We start from the raw sequence: 18,707 nt of genomic DNA, 5'->3' as shown, positions 1-18,707 counted from the left end.
CTGACAGCCGCCGCTCCTGAGATAACGGTTAAAATGTAATTTCAGATTTTCTTTTCAGCAATATTGCTCCGTTTATGATTGTTATAATACCGGCAGCAAGTCCCACAGCAGTCACTATAATTCCAACAACAATGTTTAATGCACCTGCGTTTCTCATGGTTTTATATACTCGTTCCATATCCCACTCTCCTTATTTTACGCCATAAACTTCATAATAATCATCAATCGCTTCTTTTAATGCATCATCAATGAGGATTCTTCCTTTATATTCCCGGTTATGAAGATGTCCGATCACTTCCGCCATGGTCACTATGGCAGATGCCTTAAAACCATATTTTTCCTGAATCTCATCAAGTGCACTCTGCTCTCCTTTTCCCTTTTCCATACGGTTTAAGGAAACCATAAGACCCAGAATTGTCACATCCCCCTGTGCCTTGATGATCGGAAAGGTCTCCTCAATCGACTTCCCGGATGTGGTCACATCTTCAATAATGACAACTCTGTCTCCATCTTTAATGGGGCTGCCAAGAAGAATTCCGGCATCTCCGCCATGGTCTTTCTCTTCTTTTCTGTTGGAACAGTATTTAATTTCCTTCCCATATAACTCGTGAAAGGCGATTGCAGTTGCAACACTTAAAGGAATTCCTTTGTAAGCCGGTCCGAACAGCACATCAAAATCTGTACCAAAATTATCGTGAATCGCTTTGGCATAATACTCTCCCAGCTTCTTTAACTGCGCTCCTGTTACATAAGAACCTGCATTCATGAAAAACGGGGACTTTCTTCCGCTTTTCAATGTAAAACTCCCAAATTTAAGAACATCACTGTCCACCATAAATTCAATAAATTCCTGCTTATACTGTTCCATTTTGCTGTCCTCTCTATTCAAAAATCGTTCTGTTATCGTACGGCACCGATCAGTTCGCTCAAGTCTTCCACCTGATATTTCATCATATAATCTTCCAGCCCCTGAATGATTTCCGTAGTTGCATAGGGGTTTACAAAGTTCGCCGTTCCCACAGAAACCGCTGTCGCACCGGCAAGAATAAATTCCAGGGCATCCTCAGCCGTCATGATTCCTCCCATTCCAATAATTGGAATTTTAACTGCACACGCCGCCTGATAGACCATACGCACTGCAACCGGCTTGATTGCAGGTCCGGATAACCCGCCTGTCTTATTGGCAACTGCAAACGCCCGGCGGTTCACATCAATCTTCATTCCCGTGAGTGTATTAATCATAGATAAGACGTCTGCTCCGCCTGCTTCGGCTGCTTTTGCCATAACGGTAATATCAGTCACATTAGGACTCAGCTTCATGATCACCGGCTGCTTTGCATACTTTTTTACTTCTCTTGTTATGGCTTCCACTGCTTTTGGGTCCTGGCCAAATGTAATTCCGCCCTCTTTCACATTGGGACAGGAAATGTTAATCTCCAGCATATCCACCGGCTCATTGGAAAGCCGCTCCACCACTTCGATATAATCTTCCGTCGTCTTCCCGCATACATTGACAATTATTTTTGTATCATATTGCTTTAAGAAGGGGATATCACGTTCAATAAATACATCCATTCCCGGATTCTGTAGACCAATGGCATTAATCATTCCACCATAGGTTTCTGCAATTCTGGGAGTTGGATTGCCTGTCCAGGGAATGTTGGCCACTCCCTTCGTGACTACTGCTCCCAAACGGTTTAAATCTACAAGCTCGCTGTATTCTTCACCGGAACCAAAGGTACCTGAGGCAGTCATAACCGGATTTTTTAATTCCACACCGGCAAGATTTACTTTCATATTCATCTAGAATTCAACCTCCTCAGCCTTAAATACCGGACCGTCTTTACAGACTCTTTTATTATGAACCATGGAGTGGTCATCTCTCTCACTGCTTTTGCAGACACAGGCAAGACATGCACCGATTCCGCAGGCCATCTTTTCCTCCAGGGAAAGATAGCATTCAATATGATTTTCCAAAGCATATGCTTTTAAGGACTTCAACATGGGAGTAGGGCCGCATGCAAAAATCACATCGCTTTGTAAGCCATGCTCTCTGATTGCATCCATAACATTCCCCCTGGTTCCGGCAGTTCCGCTTTCCGTGGCAAGAAATGTATCCCCAAAGGGCAGAAACTCTTCATTTAAAAACAGCTCGTCCCGGTATCCTAAAACCATCTGCTTCGTACAGGAAAGGTTTTTCGCCAGTTCTAACATAGGCGGAATCCCGATACCTCCTCCGATTAACAGCGCCTTCTTACCGGAAGTTCCTGCTTCCAGAGGAAATCCGTTCCCCAAAGGCCCCATGACAGTTATGGGATCCCCTGTCTTATAATGGGAAAATTCTTCTGTTCCTCCGCCTGCTATACGGTATACAATTCTTAAAAGCCCTTTATCCCGATTCGTTTCACAGATACTGATGGGACGGGGCAGTAACTTTGAACTGTCTCCGGTATACACGGAGATAAACTGTCCCGGCTTTGCCTGTTCAGTGATTTCCTTTGCGTCGATCCACATGCTGTATACACCGTCTGCAAGCATGATCTGGCTGGCAACTGCTGCCGTAATTTTTATTTTTCCCATGATCTCCCCCTATAACACACGGTTAATGTCAGAAACCATATCAATCACGGCCTGTCTGGAAGCTTCTCCAAAATGCTCCGGACCGAATTTCTTATATGCCTCCTGTTTATAGGCAGCAATAATGCCTCTTGAAGAATTCACAATTGCTCCAAGACCGTCTTCATTAAAACATGGCTTTAAATCCTCCGCAGTTCCTCCCTGCGCTCCGTAGCCAGGTACAAGGAAATAGGTGTTTGGCATCAGTTTTCTTAATACAGCGCTCATCTCCGGATAGGTTGCGCCTACCACTGCACCAACGTTGCTGTATGTGCCATCCATACAGTCCGCTCCCCATTCCATGACCTTTTTCGCAACGTGTTCATAAAGAGGTGCTCCGTCTATCAGGCGGTCCTGAAATTCTCCGCTGGACGGATTGGAGGTTTTAACCAGAACAAAAAGACCTTTGTCCTCTTCTTTGCATACATCAAGAAAGGGAGCAATGCCATCTGTTCCAAGATAGGGGTTGACTGTAAGAAACTCTGTGTGAAACGCCGGAAGACTTTTAGAACCAACCTTTACTTTACCGATATGAGCCATAGCATAGGCTGCAGATGTGGAACCAATATCCCCTCTTTTGGCATCTGCTATGACAATGAGTCCCTTCTCCTGACAGTATTTAACCGTTCTGTCGTATACCTTTAAGCCTTCGACTCCAAACTGCTCATACATGGCAAGCTGGGGTTTTACGGAGGGAATCAGATCATAAACATGATCCACAATTTCTTTATTGAACTGCCAGATTGCTTCTGCAGCACCCTCTAATGTCTCACCCAGTTCATGAAATGCCTTCTTCGTTACGTGATCGGGAATATAGCTTAGCATTGGATCAAGTCCCACACAAACCGGTGCATTTGTTTTTTGAATTCTGTCAATTAATTGCCTGATCATGTCTTCCTCCTCGGTTCTCTTCGCCCTTTTTCTTTATTCTTACCAATTCTATCATAAGAAAGTTACGGCTTCAAGCCTTTTGCCAAACTGATCATAAAAATCCTGTTCTTTCTCATAGGGGGTAAAATAGAACATTTTCAGAACATTCATGCTCACCTGACTGGTAAATGTTGGATCATTCTTTTTTTGAATCTCATTTTCTGCTTTTTTTAAAAAATCGTGCCAATCTGCAATAAATTTGTCGTAACGTTTCCCATCCGGATTGTCCATCCAGCTGCGCACCTTCACCTTAGTTCTGTTTTTCTTCGGACATTCAAAAATCTGAAGAAAATACCGGATTCCCTCATCTGCATAAATTCTTCCAAGAGGGAACAGACGGCAGATACCGGGGCGGAACGGGTGGACGCTGCACCGGCCCTGACAATCCAGAAATCCGCATGGTTCTCCAACTCCCGTCATGCGGATATTTGGAAGAACAATTCCATCCACAACATTTAATTCCACTTTATCCTGAAGCAGCACTTCAAACGTGCAGTTAAGCCCTTTTATGAGCCGGAACACATCAAGGGGATCTAGCACAATTGAGGTACCCATCCCCTTACAGCAGGCAGAACAGCCGCTGCAGTCCCCACAGTCAGCTTTTACCAGGTCGTTTAATTCATACATTTTTCCATCTGAAATATCTCTTATATCAATTTCCCGCTTCATGAATCTTCCTCACTTCTCCATAGTAGCCAAACAGTGTCATTCTATCATCTTCTTTCATTTGAATAAAGTCTTAATGCGAAAAAAAGAGAAGATTTTATATTACATATCTTCTCTTTGGTTCTTTCATAATGCTTTCTCATAATTTATATTCCTTTAAATATGCAGTGGCAACGTACGCACCGCTTTTGTATGACTTCTTTTCCATCGCTTTATCCGCTTCCAGACTGACATTGATCCACATCTCTTCCGCTGCAATGGCCAGATGGGAAAGCATAATTCCCACACTGATCTCCCGCAGAGAAAGCAGATAAGGCGAAGGCAGAAATTCTCTGCAGGAAAAAACATATATTTTGTCATGATACACAATGAACCGCCATGGCTGGGTATTCATAACAGACGGAGCAAGCCGTACCGCCTTTAAAATATTCTTCACAGACTCTCCTGCTTCCTCCTTAAACACGCACAATTCCTTCAGGGGAAGACGTTTGGCTGTTGCAGGATCACGATAAAGCAATGTTTTTGGATATCCGAAGGCAATGGCAATTACCTGTTTCAATCCTGCAGGAGCCGGCTTAACAGTCTTAACACTGGCAAGGTAGCATGTTCCCAGCCCCTTTCCTGTCATATATAATAAAACAGGTTCCATAATGTATCCGGCATTGACAAGATATCCCTCTTTCTCCTCCGAATAAAGTATCAGATAATAGGGAGCTTCCACCTTCCATAACCCCTTTGGTGAAAGATCCTCTTGTGTACTGTCACATATTTCCATCTTTACTTTAATGTCCCCGTATAACCTTGAAACGCAATCCCCAAAATAAAGAATATCCCTTTTCAGCTGCTCTGGAACCGGTTCTTTCTTATACTTTTTAATGGATCTTCTCTTAAATATCATCTGATACAGATTCATACCTGCTCCCCTCTCCTCTATCCGGAAATCAGTTTTAAATAAGCTTTTTCATCTCTTCCAAAAGGCCTGAAAATACCAAAAGGGCGTCCTTAACCGGCTCTGCTGTGGACATGTCAACACCGCACAGCTTTAAAAGTTCAACAGGAGGCTTGGAACTTCCTCCGCTTAAAAATTCATAATATCCCTTAACCGCTTTTTCATCCCCCGTTAAAATCCTGGTGCTGATGGCGACAGCTGCCGAAAATCCGGTGGCATACTGGTAAACGTAAAACGGTGTATAAAAATGGGGAATCCTGGACCATTCGCAATCAATTTCAGGATCCACCACCATCTCCGGACCAAAGTAATCAGCATTCAGCTGATGATACAGCCCACACAGCCTTTCAGATGTTAAAACCTCTCCCTCTGCTGCAAGGCGGTGGGTCTTGTCTTCAAATTCCGCAAACATCGCCTGACGGTACAGGGTGCCGCGGAAACTATCCATAAAGTGATTGAGAAGGTAAGCCCGTTCCTTCTTATCCTCTGTGATCTCAAGAAGATGTCTGATTAAGAGAGCCTCATTACAGGTACTGGCGACTTCAGCAACAAAAATCTTATATCCTGCGTCCACATAAGTCTGGTTCTTGTCAGAAAACCAGCTGTGAAGCGCATGCCCCATCTCATGAGCCAGAGTAAATACACTGTCAAGAGTTCCGTTAAAATTCAAAAGAACATAAGGATGAACTCCGTAAACTCCCCAGGAATAGGCACCGCTGCGCTTTCCTTCATTTTCGTACACATCGATCCAGCGGTTCTCAAACCCCTCTTTCAAAAGAGACAGATACTGGTCTCCCAAAGGCTTTAACCCATCAAGAACCATGGTTTTGGCCTCTTCAAAGGATATTTTCCGTTCTTCCCTGGAAACCATGGGCACATAAAGATCATACATATGAAGCGTTTCCGCCCCCAGCGCCTTCTTTCTCAATGATACGTACTCATGAAGATATGGAAGTCCGTCATGAACTGCCTGAATAAGATTATCATAAACCTCTTCTGAAACTTCGTTCTCTGCCAGTGAATGTGCTCTGGCTGAGGTATAATTCCTTGCTTTTGCATAAAATGCAGCCTGTTTTACATTGGAAGAAAATGTGGCGGCCAGAGTGTTACCAAACTGCTTATAAACCCCATAAAGACCATAAAATGCGGATTTGCGGACTTCCCTGTCCTGCTTTTCCATAAGAGCAACGTAATTGCCGTGGGTAATTTTCACAGGATTTCCATGCTCATCTTTGATCTCAGGGAATTTGACATCTGCATTATTAAACATATTAAAAATTTCTGATGATCCTGAAGTTGCTTCCATGGAGTTGGCAAGCAGCGCTTCCATAGATGCCGGCAGCGTATGTGACTTCTTTTTTAATATGATTTCAAAGGTCCGGTCATAGCGTTTCAGTTCCGGGACCTTTTCCCTGTATTCCTTTAATAGATCTTCCGGTATGGTTATAATCTCCGGAATAATATAGGCTGACAAACCTGCAGCCTGATAGGACAATGCCCTCGCTTTCGATGACAGTCCCTGATATCTGGCGTTTCCGGTGTCTTCGTCGGATTTCTGCCTGCCATACACGAATAATGTCTCAATCTTTAACGATATCTCCTCATCAAATTTGAGACAGGAAAAAAGCATCTCGCCGGATTCGGCCAGATGTCCTTCAAATTTTTTATAACCTGAAAGCGAGCGTTCTGTTTCGCGGAATAAATCCTCCCAGGCCTCCTCAGACGGCAGTATGTCCGCCAGATTCCAGGTATCGCAAACCGGTATTTCTTCTCTCTTTTTCAATGTGATCCCTCCAACTGCTTTACATGTGTTTATTCTATCACCCATATTTCAAAGAAACAATCAGCAATATGGAAAATATTTGATTGAATTTTACTGTTTTATTGTATTATACTATACGAAAACAAATCAGGAGTAAAGCCATGAATCTAATCCGAACAGCCATCCCAGATGACCGCCAGTTAAAAGACCTCTTTCTATTACAGGAAGCCTGCAATCAATATGATCATATTTCTCTCACTTTACCCTTAGAAGAGGACTGTATCTGCTGTTTATTATATGAAAATGAACGCCTCTTATCCGCACTGATAACTTTTTTTACAGATTCCGACACCATGGAATGCTATGGCTGCACCCTTCCCGGCGAACGGCAGAAAGGACATTTTACCTCACTTTTAAAAGATTTAGTAAATGATTATCCGGACTGTGATTTCATCTTTCCTGTTTATGAGAACTGTCAGGATGGGTTAAAGGCCTTACAGGCCATGGAAGCTTCTTTCTGCTATAAAGAACATTTTATGGAACTTTCCATATCAGGGTCAGAGAAATCAAATTTTCCGAATGAAAATAAAGATGGGAGCGGCTTAACCATTTCCTCCATAAGAAACTCCGGTGGTTTCATCTGCTATGAGTTTTTAAAGGATAATGCCGTAGTAGGGAAGTGCAGTCTTGACCTCCAGGAAAACAGTGCCTATTTATTCGGATTTGAAATTTCCAAACCCCTGCGTGGGCAGGGCCTTGGAACAGCCTGCCTTGATTTATTCTTAAAGACATATGTTTCCCTTGCCGGCGATCAAAGAAAGGATATCATCTATTTACAGGTTTCCGATGAGAATCCTGCTGCTGTATCCCTGTATAAAAAAGCCGGTTTTCACATCCGGGAGAGCCTGTCCTACTATTTGTACTGATTTCTAGCGCATCTCTCTTATCATACAGTACTGTTTTAAATGAAAATGCTTTTCCACCACACCGAAAAGCCGGAAACCAAAATGCTCGTAAAAGCTCACATTGCTATGCTTATGGGTTTCCAGTGATATCATCAGATGATTTCTGTCTGCAAATTCTATGGCTTCTTTCAGCAGGCAGGCAGAAATTCCATGATGCTGCATACTGGGTCTTACTGCCAGATAGATAATATGAAGCCGTTCTTCCTGATGAAGCTGGTCGGTCCATCTGGAATTCAAATAATCCCTGCCATGAAAAAAATTCCAGAACGTCTTTAAGGTTTTGTCTTCCCGGATTAAATAACCATCTGTTTTCAAGGTCGCTGCTGCTTCTGCCAGATAATAGTGAACCGGATCATAGACCTCAGATTCATCATCCACAACCATAATTCCGTTAATATCCTCACTGTCTGCATATATTTCACAGGTCTCAAAAAATTCTTCCATATCGCATTCAAATAATTCCGGGAGAAGCCGTTTTCTTGTATCCATATCCGGGATCAGATTGCAATAAAGCGGATCTTCCTTAAAACACTCCGTCAGCAGCTGCTTCAACTTCTCAATATCCTTTTTTTCTACCCGGTACAATCGGTCACTTTCCATAATCCTGCCTCTTTTTTATCTTTTTCACGGTGATTGTAGCACAATAATCCATAAGCTTCAATGGATTTTCGCAGATATGGCCGTTTACTTCCTTGCTTGTATTTATCTTACCATTATTATATAATAAGAAAGATAAAACGGTACCGCAAATACAAGAGAGGGGCATGCATCATATGATCGATATCAGAAAGTTCGTTGATTTGAACGCATTGCAGTCGATTCAGGACCAGTTTTCAGAAGCGACAGGGTTAGCCGCAATCGCGGTGGATTCAGAGGGTAATTACATTACAAAAGGCAGCAATTTCACTGATTTTTGCATGAAATACACGCGAAACAGCGAAGAAGGTTTAAAAAGATGTGAAACGTGTGACAAAGAAGGAAGAGGAACTTATTTCTGCCATGCGGGGCTTATGGATTTTTCCTCTGACATTATGATTAAAGGTGAAAAGGTTGGGGCAATTATCGGCGGACAGGTTCTGCCTGCACAGCCGGATGAAGAAAAATTCCGTTCTATTGCCAGAGAACTGGGGATCAATGAAGAAGAATATATCAATGCACTAAGAAAAGTGCCCGTACGCCCGGAAACTACGATCAAGGCAGCAGCACAGATGCTTGGCAGTATTGTCAATCAACTGGTTAATTTAGAATACATACAGGCCATCTCAGGAAAAAGAGACAGCGTACTGGATTCTGAGATTGACAGCATCAAAAACTCCTTAAATGAAGTAACAGCCAAAACCCATGACTTACAAAAGGTGGCCTCCATGGAGAATATCCTGTCTATTAACGCCTCCATCGAAGCAGCCAGAGCCGGTGAAGCAGGGGTTGGATTCGCTGTCGTGGCAAGAGAATTCGGTGAAATCTCCAAAAGTTCAGGGGAAGTTTATGAACGCATCCATGAACTGGTGGCGGATATCCAGAAATCAGTCAGGAATTTAACTGAGATCGTCTGAAAATGTCTGATTTTCCATGACAAAAGGGCCTGCTCCGATATCCGGTGCAAGCCCTCATTTTTTTATTCATCCCAGTTATGATAAGTCGCCTGTACATCGTCTTCCGCATCTAACAGATCCAGAATCCGGTTCATCTTCTTTAAGGAATCCTCATCAGTCAGTTCCACCCAGGTCTGGGGTATCATCGTGACTTCAGCCTGAATCATGGGAATTTTAGCCGCTTCCAATGCTTCACGTACTCCGCTGAACTCCTCAGGTGCCGTGAGAACTTCGTAGCTGTCCTCTTCCTCTGAAAAATCTTCCGCACCTGCATCCAGAGCAATCATCATGAGTTCATCTGCATCCATATCGCAGTCTTCTTTATCTATAATAATCTGGCCCTTCTTATCAAACATAAAGGATACACAGCCTGGAGTACCTACATTTCCGCCACCTTTTGTAAATGCGTTTTTTACATTGGCAGCAGTCCGGTTTTTATTGTCTGTCAGAGTATCTACGATGATCGCCACTCCATTCGGGCCGTATCCTTCGTATGTAATTGTCTCATAGTTAACAGAACCGGCATCTCCGGCCGCTTTTTTAATGCCTCGGTCAATGGTGTCATTGGGCATGTTGTTGGCTTTCGCTTTTGCTATTACATCACGGAGCCTACTGTTGTTTGCAGGGTCTGGTCCGCCTTCTTTTACTGCTACTGCAAGCTCTCTTCCGATAACAGTAAAAATTTTACCTTTCGCAGAATCGTTTCTTTCTTTTTTGTGCTTAATATTTGCGAACTTTGAATGTCCTGACATCGTTTCCAACACTCCTTTTCTTTCTCTATTTCGTTCTCATTCATTCAAAAAATAACATCTTTTCTATTCTATCACTATTTATTTCATCTTGCAAGAAAAAACAATACACAGCCGCCAATCCCTCCTGTCTTATAACGGAAAGTTTTGGCAGCTGTGCTCGCTTATGATTCTTTTTCAGAGTCTTTGATTTCGGATTCCATCTTTCTGACACCTTTTTCATCCTCAGAAGGGACATGGGGATCTTCCTTCCATACCCGTACAGTCTGGATCATCTTATTTTCCACCTGAAGGATCTTAAAGCGGTAACCCATGATGGAAACTTCCGATTCCTCCCCTTCCTGGGGAATCCGGTCCAGTCTGGAAATCAGCAGACCATTTATTGTATCATAGGAGTCATAATCCTCCTCATCCAATTCAATATCTAATGCCCGTTCCACATCTTCCAGCGTAGTCATGCCATTCATAACGTAAGAACCGTCATCTGACGGCACAATAAATTCCTCATCCATATCATATTCGTCAAGAATATTTCCTACGATCTCTTCCAGAATATCTTCCATTGTTACAATACCTGAAGTCTGACCATATTCATCAACCACAATTACCATGTGGATCTTTCTGGACTGCATCTCTTTAAACAGCGTATCAAGGTTTCTTGTCTCAGGGATGAAATGAGCCTCTCTTAAAAGCCCTTCGATCTCCCAGAGCTGCCGGCTGCCATTGTCTTCTATCTCAGCTGCAATCAGCGCATCTTTCATGTGAAGAATTCCAATGATGTCATCCACATCTTTTTTATAGACCGGATACCTGGAATTATACCCTTCTGTCAGGATAAATTTCACCGCTTCTTTCAGAGTAATCTCACCATCTAAGGAAACCAGATTCTTTCTGTGGGTCATGATATCTGCTGCTTCCTTATCGTTGAGTTCAAAGATGTTGGTGATCATCTCCGCTTCCCTGGCTTCTAAAACACCCTGCTCATGCCCTTCATTTACCATGGACATAATATCTTCTTCGGTTACGTTCTCACTGTCTGATGCCATATCAATGCCCATAATTTTAAGAACCATGAATGCAATTAAATTGGCAACCCACGCAAAGGGAATCAGCGGGATCATAATAAAGGTCACTGCAGGAAGCATCCGGTATCCCCACTTCTCAGGGTTCTCAGCTGCGCAGCGCTTTGGGATAATAATTCCGAAGCTGATAAGCAGAATAATTAATAAGGCGCCCACAAGGAAAAGACTGAAAAGGGATATCCACCGGTTTGGACCGTCGCTCCCCTTTCGTAATATCGCCTCCAGCGAAATTCCAAACTGCCCTAATACAAACGCTCCCGTCACCATTCCAATTAAGTTGGTTGTTATCTGAATGGTGTTTACAAATCTGGTCGGTCTGTTAACAATGTGCAGCAGCTTTGCTGCCTTCTCGCTGCCTTCTTCCATCTGATGCTCCAGCTCTGTCGTATTCACATTCTGAATTGCTGCACCAAATCCATAAAAAATTGCATCCAATACGATAAAAGCAATAAAAATAATCACGCGTATAAGCGGATTGCCATCGTCCATCTGAAAAATCTACTCCTTTTGTTCATTTTCTTTCGTATTTTTTCTCACAACTATTTAAGAATATACCATTTTATCAGCATTCCGTCAATGGTGAACTATGTATTCAGTTCTAAGCTGACTCTTAATGCACAGTCCACTTCCTGCTGCAGTTTCTCATCAATATGACAGATCTTCTCTTTCAACCTCTGCTTGTCAATGGTCCGCAGCTGTTCCAAAAGGATTACAGAATCTTTGATCATATCGCACTTTTTTGTATCCAGTTCCACATGGGTAGGCAGCTTTGCCTTATTCATTCTTGAGGTAATAGCTGCACAGATCACAGTGGGACTGTGCTTATTACCGATGTCGTTCTGTATAATAAGAACCGGGCGGATCCCACCCTGTTCAGAGCCTACTACCGGTCTTAGATCGGCATAATAAATGTCTCCACGTCTGATTATCACATTCTCACACTCCGTCAATTTATTTAAGTCTATTATTGACCTACTTTGACTCGTGTATTCACTTAAGTTTTTCCGCCGCATACCTTATCATATGATACGGACATGGAGTTGGTTATCACACCTTTAAAAAGGAACTGTAACAATCGTTAAAATAATCTTTGGTTCCCACCACTTCTCCGTGTTCTATATAAACCCTGGGCACCCGTTTGGTGATATCACAGAGAATTTCGTAATGAAATCCGCCGCACCGCCCGGCCAGTTCTTCAACCGTAATCTGTTCATCACCCTGTCTGCCAACCAGAACCACTTCATCCTCTTCCTCTGCTCCATCAATTGACGTCACATCGACCATAAACTGATCCATACAAACCCGTCCAAGAATTTTAGCCCGCTGTCCTCTGATTAAGACTTCTCCTATTCCGGATAGATTTCTGGGATATCCATCTCCATATCCCACCGGGACTGTAGCGACCATCATCTCCTTATCGGCAGTGAATGTTCCTCCATAACTGACAGAAGTCCCCGGTCCGATTTTTTTTATGTAGGAAATGGTGCTTCTTAATTCCATGGCAGGTTTCAGCTTTACAGGTTCTTTTTTTACTTCCCCGGAAGGATAGAGACCATAGATGGAAATCCCTGCCCGTACCAAATGAAAATTAGCCTCCTGCAAATCCAGAATCCCTGCACTGTTGGAACAGTGAAGGACCGGGATTTTAATTTCCCTTCTGTTAAGCATTTCAACAAATTCCCGGAATTTTTCAATCTGGATACCTGTTGCTTTCTTATCCTTCTCATCAGCTTTGGCAAAATGAGTGAAGAGCCCTTCTGCATAAATACCCGGCAGTCTGCAGATTTTTGCTGCCTCATCTGCCGCCTCTTCCGTCACCGGATACCCGATCCGGCTCATGCCTGTATCAAGAGCCAGATGAACCACCGCCTTCTTTCCTGCTTTTTCTGCCAGTTCTGAAAGGCGCATGGCTCTATTCAGCTGAAATACGGCGGAACTGATATCATAATCCACCAGAAGCTTAAATCCATCGTAAGGAACCACTCCAAGAACCAGAATCGGTTTTGTGATCCCATGTTTTCTTAATATGACACCTTCTTCAACTGTAGCTACTGCATATCCCCACACATAAGAATCAATTGCCAGCGCCACCGGAACAGAACCATGGCCATATCCATCGGATTTTACTACTCCGATCATCTGTGTGCCCGGCTTTAAGTTTAATTTCATTTCTTCCATGTTGTGCCGGATTGCATCTAAATCTACTGTTTCATATACCCTTCCATATGTTTTCATGATTTATTCCCTCGTCTGCTCCTGCAATATTATATCAATCTCATCTGCCAGTTCTCTGGCAAGGAGACTGTAATCTCCATATCTTTTCTTTCTCATATCTCCTGCAAGCCCGTGAAGCCATACCCCCAGGGCTGCCGCATCCGGCCCCTCCAGTCCCATTGCCAGAAGGCCTGCCAGGATTCCTGTCAGAACATCCCCTGCTCCAGCCTTTGCCATGGAACTGTTCCCGCTGCTGTTCACATAGGTTCTCTGATCATTAAGTGCCGCAACAGTTACTGCATCCTTTAATATACAGGTAATGCCGAACCGGTCCGCATACTCCCTTGCTGTCTGTATGAGATGTTTTTTTATTAATTCCACCGCGCTTCCGGTCAGCCTGGCCATCTCTCCCAGGTGAGGAGTAATGATGATGTTATCTGTGTAATAACCGGTGAGCTCCGGATAAGAGGCAATGGTATTGAGCCCGTCTGCATCCACAATCACCGGAGCGTAGGCATTTACAAGAACGGATTCCACCAGATTTCTCACATATCCTGCCTGCCCAAGTCCAGGACCCAGGACAATCACACTGGCCCACTCACACTGTTCAATCAAAAGCTGCTCAAAATTCTCCGTCTTTTTTTCTGCGTCTGATGAATGATAGGTAACAATAACGGCCTCAGGAAGTTCTGTCTGTAAAATCTCCCTGTTTTCTTCCACTGTAAAAATCTTAACCAGACCGGCTCCTGTACGGTACGCTGCAAGTGCACTTAAAAATGCCGCACCGCTCATATTTTTAGAACCTGCAACCAGAAGCACTTTGCCAAAACTCCCCTTATTGGAATAGGCGGGCCGTTTTGGAATCAGCGCCGTATCTCCCTTATGAAAGGTAAAATATTCTGTTTTTACATGATTTATACTTTCGGGAGGAAAACCGATATCAGCCACAATGACTCTTTTGCTGTATTCCTTTCCAGGGTATAGCATGGTGCCAAGTTTTTCATAGCCAAATGTAACAGTTAAGTCTGCCGGGATGGCAGCCCCCATAATCTGGCCTGTATCAGAATGAATGCCGGTTGGAATATCCACTGCAATTGTAAATCCCGGTCTGCACCCGGTTATGGATTTCATGATTTCCAGATGACCTCCGAGAATCTCCCTGTCCAGACCTGCTCCAAACAGCGCATCAATCAACAGGCTGCATTCTCCAGGTTTAAAATTGTATCCTTCCACCACATCTACTCCTGTTTTTTCTGCAATGGAAAGCTGGGTTAAATATTCACTGCTCCCTTTCTCCTTTTTGCCAGCCAGAATAACCAGAACTTTATAACCGCTTATATGAAGCATTCTGGCAGCTGCGATTCCATCAGCTCCGTTGTTGCCGCTGCCGCACAGCACCCAGACCGGATCCGTCTGTTTTACATGATTTACGGCTTCATTAAAAACGGCCATGGCTGCCCGCTCCATCAGTACCAGTGAGGGGATCCCAATCTGTTCTATGGTATATTGGTCCACCCGTTTCATCTGTTCTCCCGTTACCAGATATCTCATACTGTACCCGCCTTTCACGATAGCAAACAACCGGCAGCAAAGAGGCTTTCTCTTTGACTGCCGGCAGGCATATTAACTGTTTCTTGCTGTTTGTCTGTGCTTTTCTTCTTCCGTTTTCTGATCCTGCATATTGCAGACCCGGTAAGACAGCCTCATCAGACTCTCTGATAAATGTACATTCTCTACCACAACATCATCCGGTACGATCAAATCCGTATGAGCGAAATTCCAGATAGCCTTGATGCCTGCCCTTACAAGACGGTCTGCAATTTCCGGTGCCTTGGTCTTTGGTATGGTCAGGGCTGCAATCTGAACATCATTATCTTTTACAAACTGTTCCAGATCATCCACGCTTCGTATCTCGATTCCGCGAACAACCAGACCGATCAGACGTGGATTGATATCAAACATTCCTTTGATTAAAAAACCACGCTTTTCGAAATTTGCATAATTTGCAATCGCCTGTCCTAAATTGCCTGCGCCAATAATCACTAAATTGTGCTGTCTGTCAATTCCTAATATCTTCGCTATCTCTGTATATAAGTATTTCACATTATATCCATAACCCTGCTGTCCGAATCCGCCAAAATTATTGAGATCCTGGCGTATCTGAGAAGCGGTCACTTTCATTCGCAAACTCAGCTCATTAGAGGATATCCGTTCCACTCCATCCTCCATAAGTTCTCCCAGATGACGATAGTACCTGGGAAGCCTGGCAATCACTGCTTTTGAAATTTCTTTATCTGCCACATCTTCACCTTCTTTTACTTAGAATTAAACTAACACCATTATAACTGCGTGATAAAATAATGTCAAACGAGTTTTACGATTGTATCCTTGAAAAATAAATGGACCTATATTATACTGGTACTATTGTCCCATTTTATTCAGGAGGAAAGAAACCATGATTCTCTCATGCAGCAATATCAGCAAAGCATTTGGCACTAACGAAGTGATTAAACACGCTTCCTTTCATATAGAAGACCATGAGAAAGCCGCCATTGTAGGAATAAACGGAGCAGGCAAATCCACTCTGTTAAAGATGATTATCGGTGAACTTGCGGCCGATGAAGGAGAGGTGGTTATATCCAAGGGGAAAACCTTAGGCTATTTATCACAGCACCAGGATTTATCCGGGGACCGGACCGTCTATGAAGAAGTTCTGGAAGTAAAACGTCCGCTCATGGATATGGAAGCAAAGATCCGTAAGCTGGAGATGGATATGAAACACGCCGCCGGTGATGAACTGGAGGAGATGCTCACCGTTTACAGCCGTCTAAACCATGATTTTGAGCTTTTAAACGGTTACGCCTATCAAAGTGAAGTCACCGGTGTATTAAAGGGTCTGGGCTTTACAGAAGACGAATTTCAAAAGCCGGTATCCGCTCTCTCCGGGGGACAGAAGACCCGTGTTGCCTTAGGACGTCTTCTTCTTACAAAACCGGATATCATTCTGCTTGATGAACCTACCAACCATCTGGATATGGATTCCATCGCCTGGCTGGAGGGATACTTAATTAATTATGACGGAAGCGTAATAATCGTGGCCCATGACCGGTACTTTTTAAACCGGGTGGTTACTAAGATTATTGAACTGGACAACGGCATTTTATCCGTATACCAGGGAAACTATACGGAATACAGCGGGAAAAGGGCCATGATCCGGGAGGCAAAGATGAAGGCCTACTTAAACCAGCAGCAGGAAATTAAACATCAGGAGGAAGTCATTGCTAAATTAAAATCTTTTAACAGGGAAAAATCCATACGCCGGGCAGAAAGCCGGGAAAAGATGCTGGACAAGATCGAACTGTTAGAGAAGCCTTCCGAAGTTAATGATGAGATGCGTATTCAGCTGGAGCCTAATGTAATCAGCGGAAATGACGTTTTAACAGTCAGGGATTTAAAAAAGTCCTTTGGAGATAATCTCCTGTTTGAACATATCGGGTTTGAAATCAAACGCGGAGAACGGGTTGCCATTATCGGCGGCAACGGGACTGGAAAAACCACAATACTTAAGATATTAAACGGGATTCTAAAACCTGATCAGGGTGAAGTTTCCTTAGGCTCCAAGGTACATATCGGCTATTATGACCAGGAGCACCAGGTGCTTCATATGGAGAAGACTTTATTTGATGAGCTTCAGGATACCTATCCATTCATGAATAACACCCAGATCCGCAACATTCTGGCTGCCTTTCTCTTTACAGGAGATGACGTATACAAGCGAATCAAGGATTTAAGCGGAGGCGAACGGGGACGGGTATCTCTGGCAAAGCTTATGCTTTCCGAAGCCAATTTTCTGATCCTTGACGAGCCGACCAACCATTTGGATATAACATCTAAGGAGATACTGGAAGGTGCTCTTGTCAATTACACCGGTACTGTGCTATATGTATCACACGACCGTTATTTTATCAATAAAACTGCCACACGGATTCTGGACCTGACTAACCAGACTCTTGTTAATTATATCGGTAATTATGATTATTACCTGGAAAAGAAAGATATCATGACTGGTCTGTTAAAACCGACGGCAGAAGCCGTTCCTGAGACCAGTGAGGAGATATCCGGGATAAAGCTTGACTGGAAGGCCCAAAAGGAAGAGCAGGCCAGGATCCGCAAGCGCCAGAATGAACTGAAGAAAACAGAAGAAGAAATACACAGACTGGAAACCCGGGACGGGGAAATCGATGAACTGCTTGTAAAGGAAGAGATTTTCACAGACGTTCCAAAGCTTATGGAGTTAAACCAGGAAAAAGAAACGATCAGCAAACGTCTGGAGGAACTTTACGAACTGTGGGGCGAACTGGCTGAATAAAATAACGGGAAAGCTGCTAAAGTGAGCTTTCCCGTTATTTTATTTATTATTTAAAAACTTTTGGTCCTTCATCGTCGGATAGACGTCCGGGAAATAAACATTCTGATAGATTCCTGAGGTATATTTACTCCAGTTCCCCTCCTGTTCGCGGCCCACTTCTTTTAAGTATTCTTCCATCTCCATATCGTACCGGTCAATGGCTTCTTTCATTCCCTCTTTGTGGTAAGCTTCATCGTGACGGAATGTTGAAAATGGAAGTCTGGGTTTTTTATGAGATCTGTCTTTTGGGTATCCCACTGCCAGCCCCACTGCCGGATAGGTATAGGACGGCAGATTTAAAAGCTTTATCAATTCTCCGGGATTTTTCCGGATTCCACCAATCGGTACAATGCCAAGCCCCATGGACTCTGCAGCTATAATTGCTGCTCCCATTGAAAGCCCTGCGTCAAAGGTACCAGCCATGGTTCCTTCAACACTCTCATGTATTACCTGGGTAAGCCCATTTTTCTCAGCTGCAAGGCTGGTCTTGTAAAAATCCAGTATGAAAAGCAGAAATACCGGAGCATCCTCCACCCATTTCTGACCACCGGCCAGCTGTGCAATCTTTGCCTTTTTCTCCTTATCTCTGATTACAATAACCGAACTCTGCTGGGCGTTAATAGAATTAGGCATTGCCTGGGCAGCTCTTAAGATCTCATCAATCACAGAGTCCTCCAGGTCTTTGTCAAGAAAACTTCGTATCGATCTGTGATCTTTAATTATATTTATTGTCTCATTCATAATTGTCGCTCCTTTTTAATATTGTTAAATTTA

Annotated in this window: 19 protein-coding genes; 3 read left to right on the top strand and 16 right to left on the bottom strand. The window is 43.5% G+C overall.

Annotated features, from left to right (window positions below; translation table 11 throughout):
• Nucleotides 1-28 precede the first annotated feature (28 nt).
• The 8 genes from V7D18_RS13060 to pepF all read right to left on the bottom strand — a co-directional run bounded on the left by V7D18_RS13060 (nucleotide 29) and on the right by pepF (nucleotide 6,944).
• Nucleotides 29-178 (bottom strand): hypothetical protein, encoded by a 150-nt coding sequence (locus tag V7D18_RS13060; RefSeq protein WP_426154712.1) that lies wholly within the window; start codon nucleotides 176-178, stop codon nucleotides 29-31.
• Nucleotides 179-190: 12 nt separating this feature from the next.
• On the bottom strand, nucleotides 191-868 hold the full coding sequence (gene pyrE, locus V7D18_RS13055; protein WP_426154711.1) for an orotate phosphoribosyltransferase: 678 nt from the start codon (nucleotides 866-868) through the stop codon (nucleotides 191-193).
• Between the two features lie 32 nt (nucleotides 869-900).
• Complete coding sequence (locus V7D18_RS13050) at nucleotides 901-1,803, bottom strand: dihydroorotate dehydrogenase (RefSeq protein WP_426154710.1); 903 nt, start codon at nucleotides 1,801-1,803, stop codon at nucleotides 901-903.
• Nucleotides 1,804-2,580, bottom strand: coding sequence for a dihydroorotate dehydrogenase electron transfer subunit (locus tag V7D18_RS13045; RefSeq protein WP_426154709.1), 777 nt, complete (start codon nucleotides 2,578-2,580; stop codon nucleotides 1,804-1,806).
• Between the two features lie 9 nt (nucleotides 2,581-2,589).
• Nucleotides 2,590-3,507, bottom strand: a complete 918-nt coding sequence (pyrF, locus tag V7D18_RS13040) for an orotidine-5'-phosphate decarboxylase (RefSeq protein WP_426154708.1) — start codon at nucleotides 3,505-3,507, stop codon at nucleotides 2,590-2,592.
• Nucleotides 3,508-3,558: 51 nt separating this feature from the next.
• A complete protein-coding gene (locus V7D18_RS13035) occupies nucleotides 3,559-4,215 on the bottom strand; it encodes a YkgJ family cysteine cluster protein (protein WP_426154707.1) in 657 nt (218 codons plus the stop codon).
• A gap of 136 nt (nucleotides 4,216-4,351) precedes the next feature.
• The gene (locus V7D18_RS13030; protein ID WP_426154706.1) at nucleotides 4,352-5,125 is read right to left on the bottom strand and encodes a nitroreductase family protein; all 774 of its coding nucleotides are present in this window, start codon (nucleotides 5,123-5,125) and stop codon (nucleotides 4,352-4,354) included.
• Nucleotides 5,126-5,159: 34 nt separating this feature from the next.
• Nucleotides 5,160-6,944: an oligoendopeptidase F gene (gene pepF / locus V7D18_RS13025; RefSeq protein ID WP_426154705.1), complete on the bottom strand. Its 1,785-nt coding sequence runs from the start codon at nucleotides 6,942-6,944 to the stop codon at nucleotides 5,160-5,162.
• A 140-nt stretch (nucleotides 6,945-7,084) separates the two neighbouring features.
• Between pepF and V7D18_RS13020 the strand changes: the two genes are divergently transcribed.
• Nucleotides 7,085-7,849, top strand: a complete 765-nt coding sequence (locus tag V7D18_RS13020) for a GNAT family N-acetyltransferase (protein ID WP_426154704.1) — start codon at nucleotides 7,085-7,087, stop codon at nucleotides 7,847-7,849.
• Nucleotides 7,850-7,852: 3 nt separating this feature from the next.
• Here V7D18_RS13020 and V7D18_RS13015 read toward each other — a convergent pair whose 3' ends face one another.
• Nucleotides 7,853-8,488, bottom strand: coding sequence for a GNAT family N-acetyltransferase (locus V7D18_RS13015; protein WP_426154703.1), 636 nt, complete (start codon nucleotides 8,486-8,488; stop codon nucleotides 7,853-7,855).
• 173 nt (nucleotides 8,489-8,661) lie between these two features.
• Between V7D18_RS13015 and V7D18_RS13010 the strand changes: the two genes are divergently transcribed.
• On the top strand, nucleotides 8,662-9,441 hold the full coding sequence (locus V7D18_RS13010) for a PocR ligand-binding domain-containing protein (RefSeq protein ID WP_426154702.1): 780 nt from the start codon (nucleotides 8,662-8,664) through the stop codon (nucleotides 9,439-9,441).
• A 62-nt stretch (nucleotides 9,442-9,503) separates the two neighbouring features.
• Here the strand turns inward: V7D18_RS13010 and V7D18_RS13005 are convergent, their stop codons facing one another.
• From V7D18_RS13005 to V7D18_RS12980, 6 genes are all read right to left on the bottom strand, one after another.
• Complete coding sequence (locus V7D18_RS13005; protein WP_426154701.1) at nucleotides 9,504-10,232, bottom strand: YebC/PmpR family DNA-binding transcriptional regulator; 729 nt, start codon at nucleotides 10,230-10,232, stop codon at nucleotides 9,504-9,506.
• Between the two features lie 161 nt (nucleotides 10,233-10,393).
• The gene (locus V7D18_RS13000) at nucleotides 10,394-11,800 is read right to left on the bottom strand and encodes a hemolysin family protein (RefSeq protein ID WP_426154700.1); all 1,407 of its coding nucleotides are present in this window, start codon (nucleotides 11,798-11,800) and stop codon (nucleotides 10,394-10,396) included.
• Between the two features lie 95 nt (nucleotides 11,801-11,895).
• The gene (locus V7D18_RS12995; RefSeq protein WP_117418365.1) at nucleotides 11,896-12,243 is read right to left on the bottom strand and encodes a type II toxin-antitoxin system PemK/MazF family toxin; all 348 of its coding nucleotides are present in this window, start codon (nucleotides 12,241-12,243) and stop codon (nucleotides 11,896-11,898) included.
• A 115-nt stretch (nucleotides 12,244-12,358) separates the two neighbouring features.
• Nucleotides 12,359-13,546 (bottom strand): alanine racemase, encoded by a 1,188-nt coding sequence (alr, locus tag V7D18_RS12990; RefSeq protein ID WP_426154699.1) that lies wholly within the window; start codon nucleotides 13,544-13,546, stop codon nucleotides 12,359-12,361.
• Between the two features lie 3 nt (nucleotides 13,547-13,549).
• Nucleotides 13,550-15,076, bottom strand: coding sequence for an NAD(P)H-hydrate dehydratase (locus V7D18_RS12985; protein WP_426154698.1), 1,527 nt, complete (start codon nucleotides 15,074-15,076; stop codon nucleotides 13,550-13,552).
• 72 nt (nucleotides 15,077-15,148) lie between these two features.
• Complete coding sequence (locus V7D18_RS12980; RefSeq protein ID WP_426154697.1) at nucleotides 15,149-15,826, bottom strand: redox-sensing transcriptional repressor Rex; 678 nt, start codon at nucleotides 15,824-15,826, stop codon at nucleotides 15,149-15,151.
• Nucleotides 15,827-15,980: 154 nt separating this feature from the next.
• On the opposite strand from V7D18_RS12980, the gene abc-f reads away from it, so the two are divergent.
• A complete protein-coding gene (abc-f, locus tag V7D18_RS12975; protein WP_426154696.1) occupies nucleotides 15,981-17,894 on the top strand; it encodes a ribosomal protection-like ABC-F family protein in 1,914 nt (637 codons plus the stop codon).
• A gap of 39 nt (nucleotides 17,895-17,933) precedes the next feature.
• Here the strand turns inward: abc-f and V7D18_RS12970 are convergent, their stop codons facing one another.
• Nucleotides 17,934-18,674 (bottom strand): NADPH-dependent oxidoreductase, encoded by a 741-nt coding sequence (locus V7D18_RS12970; protein ID WP_426154695.1) that lies wholly within the window; start codon nucleotides 18,672-18,674, stop codon nucleotides 17,934-17,936.
• Nucleotides 18,675-18,707 lie beyond the last annotated feature (33 nt).

Origin of the sequence: Lacrimispora sp. 38-1 (assembly GCF_049890855.1) — a bacterium.
In the GTDB taxonomy this organism is placed as follows: Bacteria; Bacillota; Clostridia; order Lachnospirales; family Lachnospiraceae; genus Lacrimispora.
Note: the sequence above shows the minus strand (reverse complement) of the source record. Positions and strands in the feature narration are given on the sequence as shown.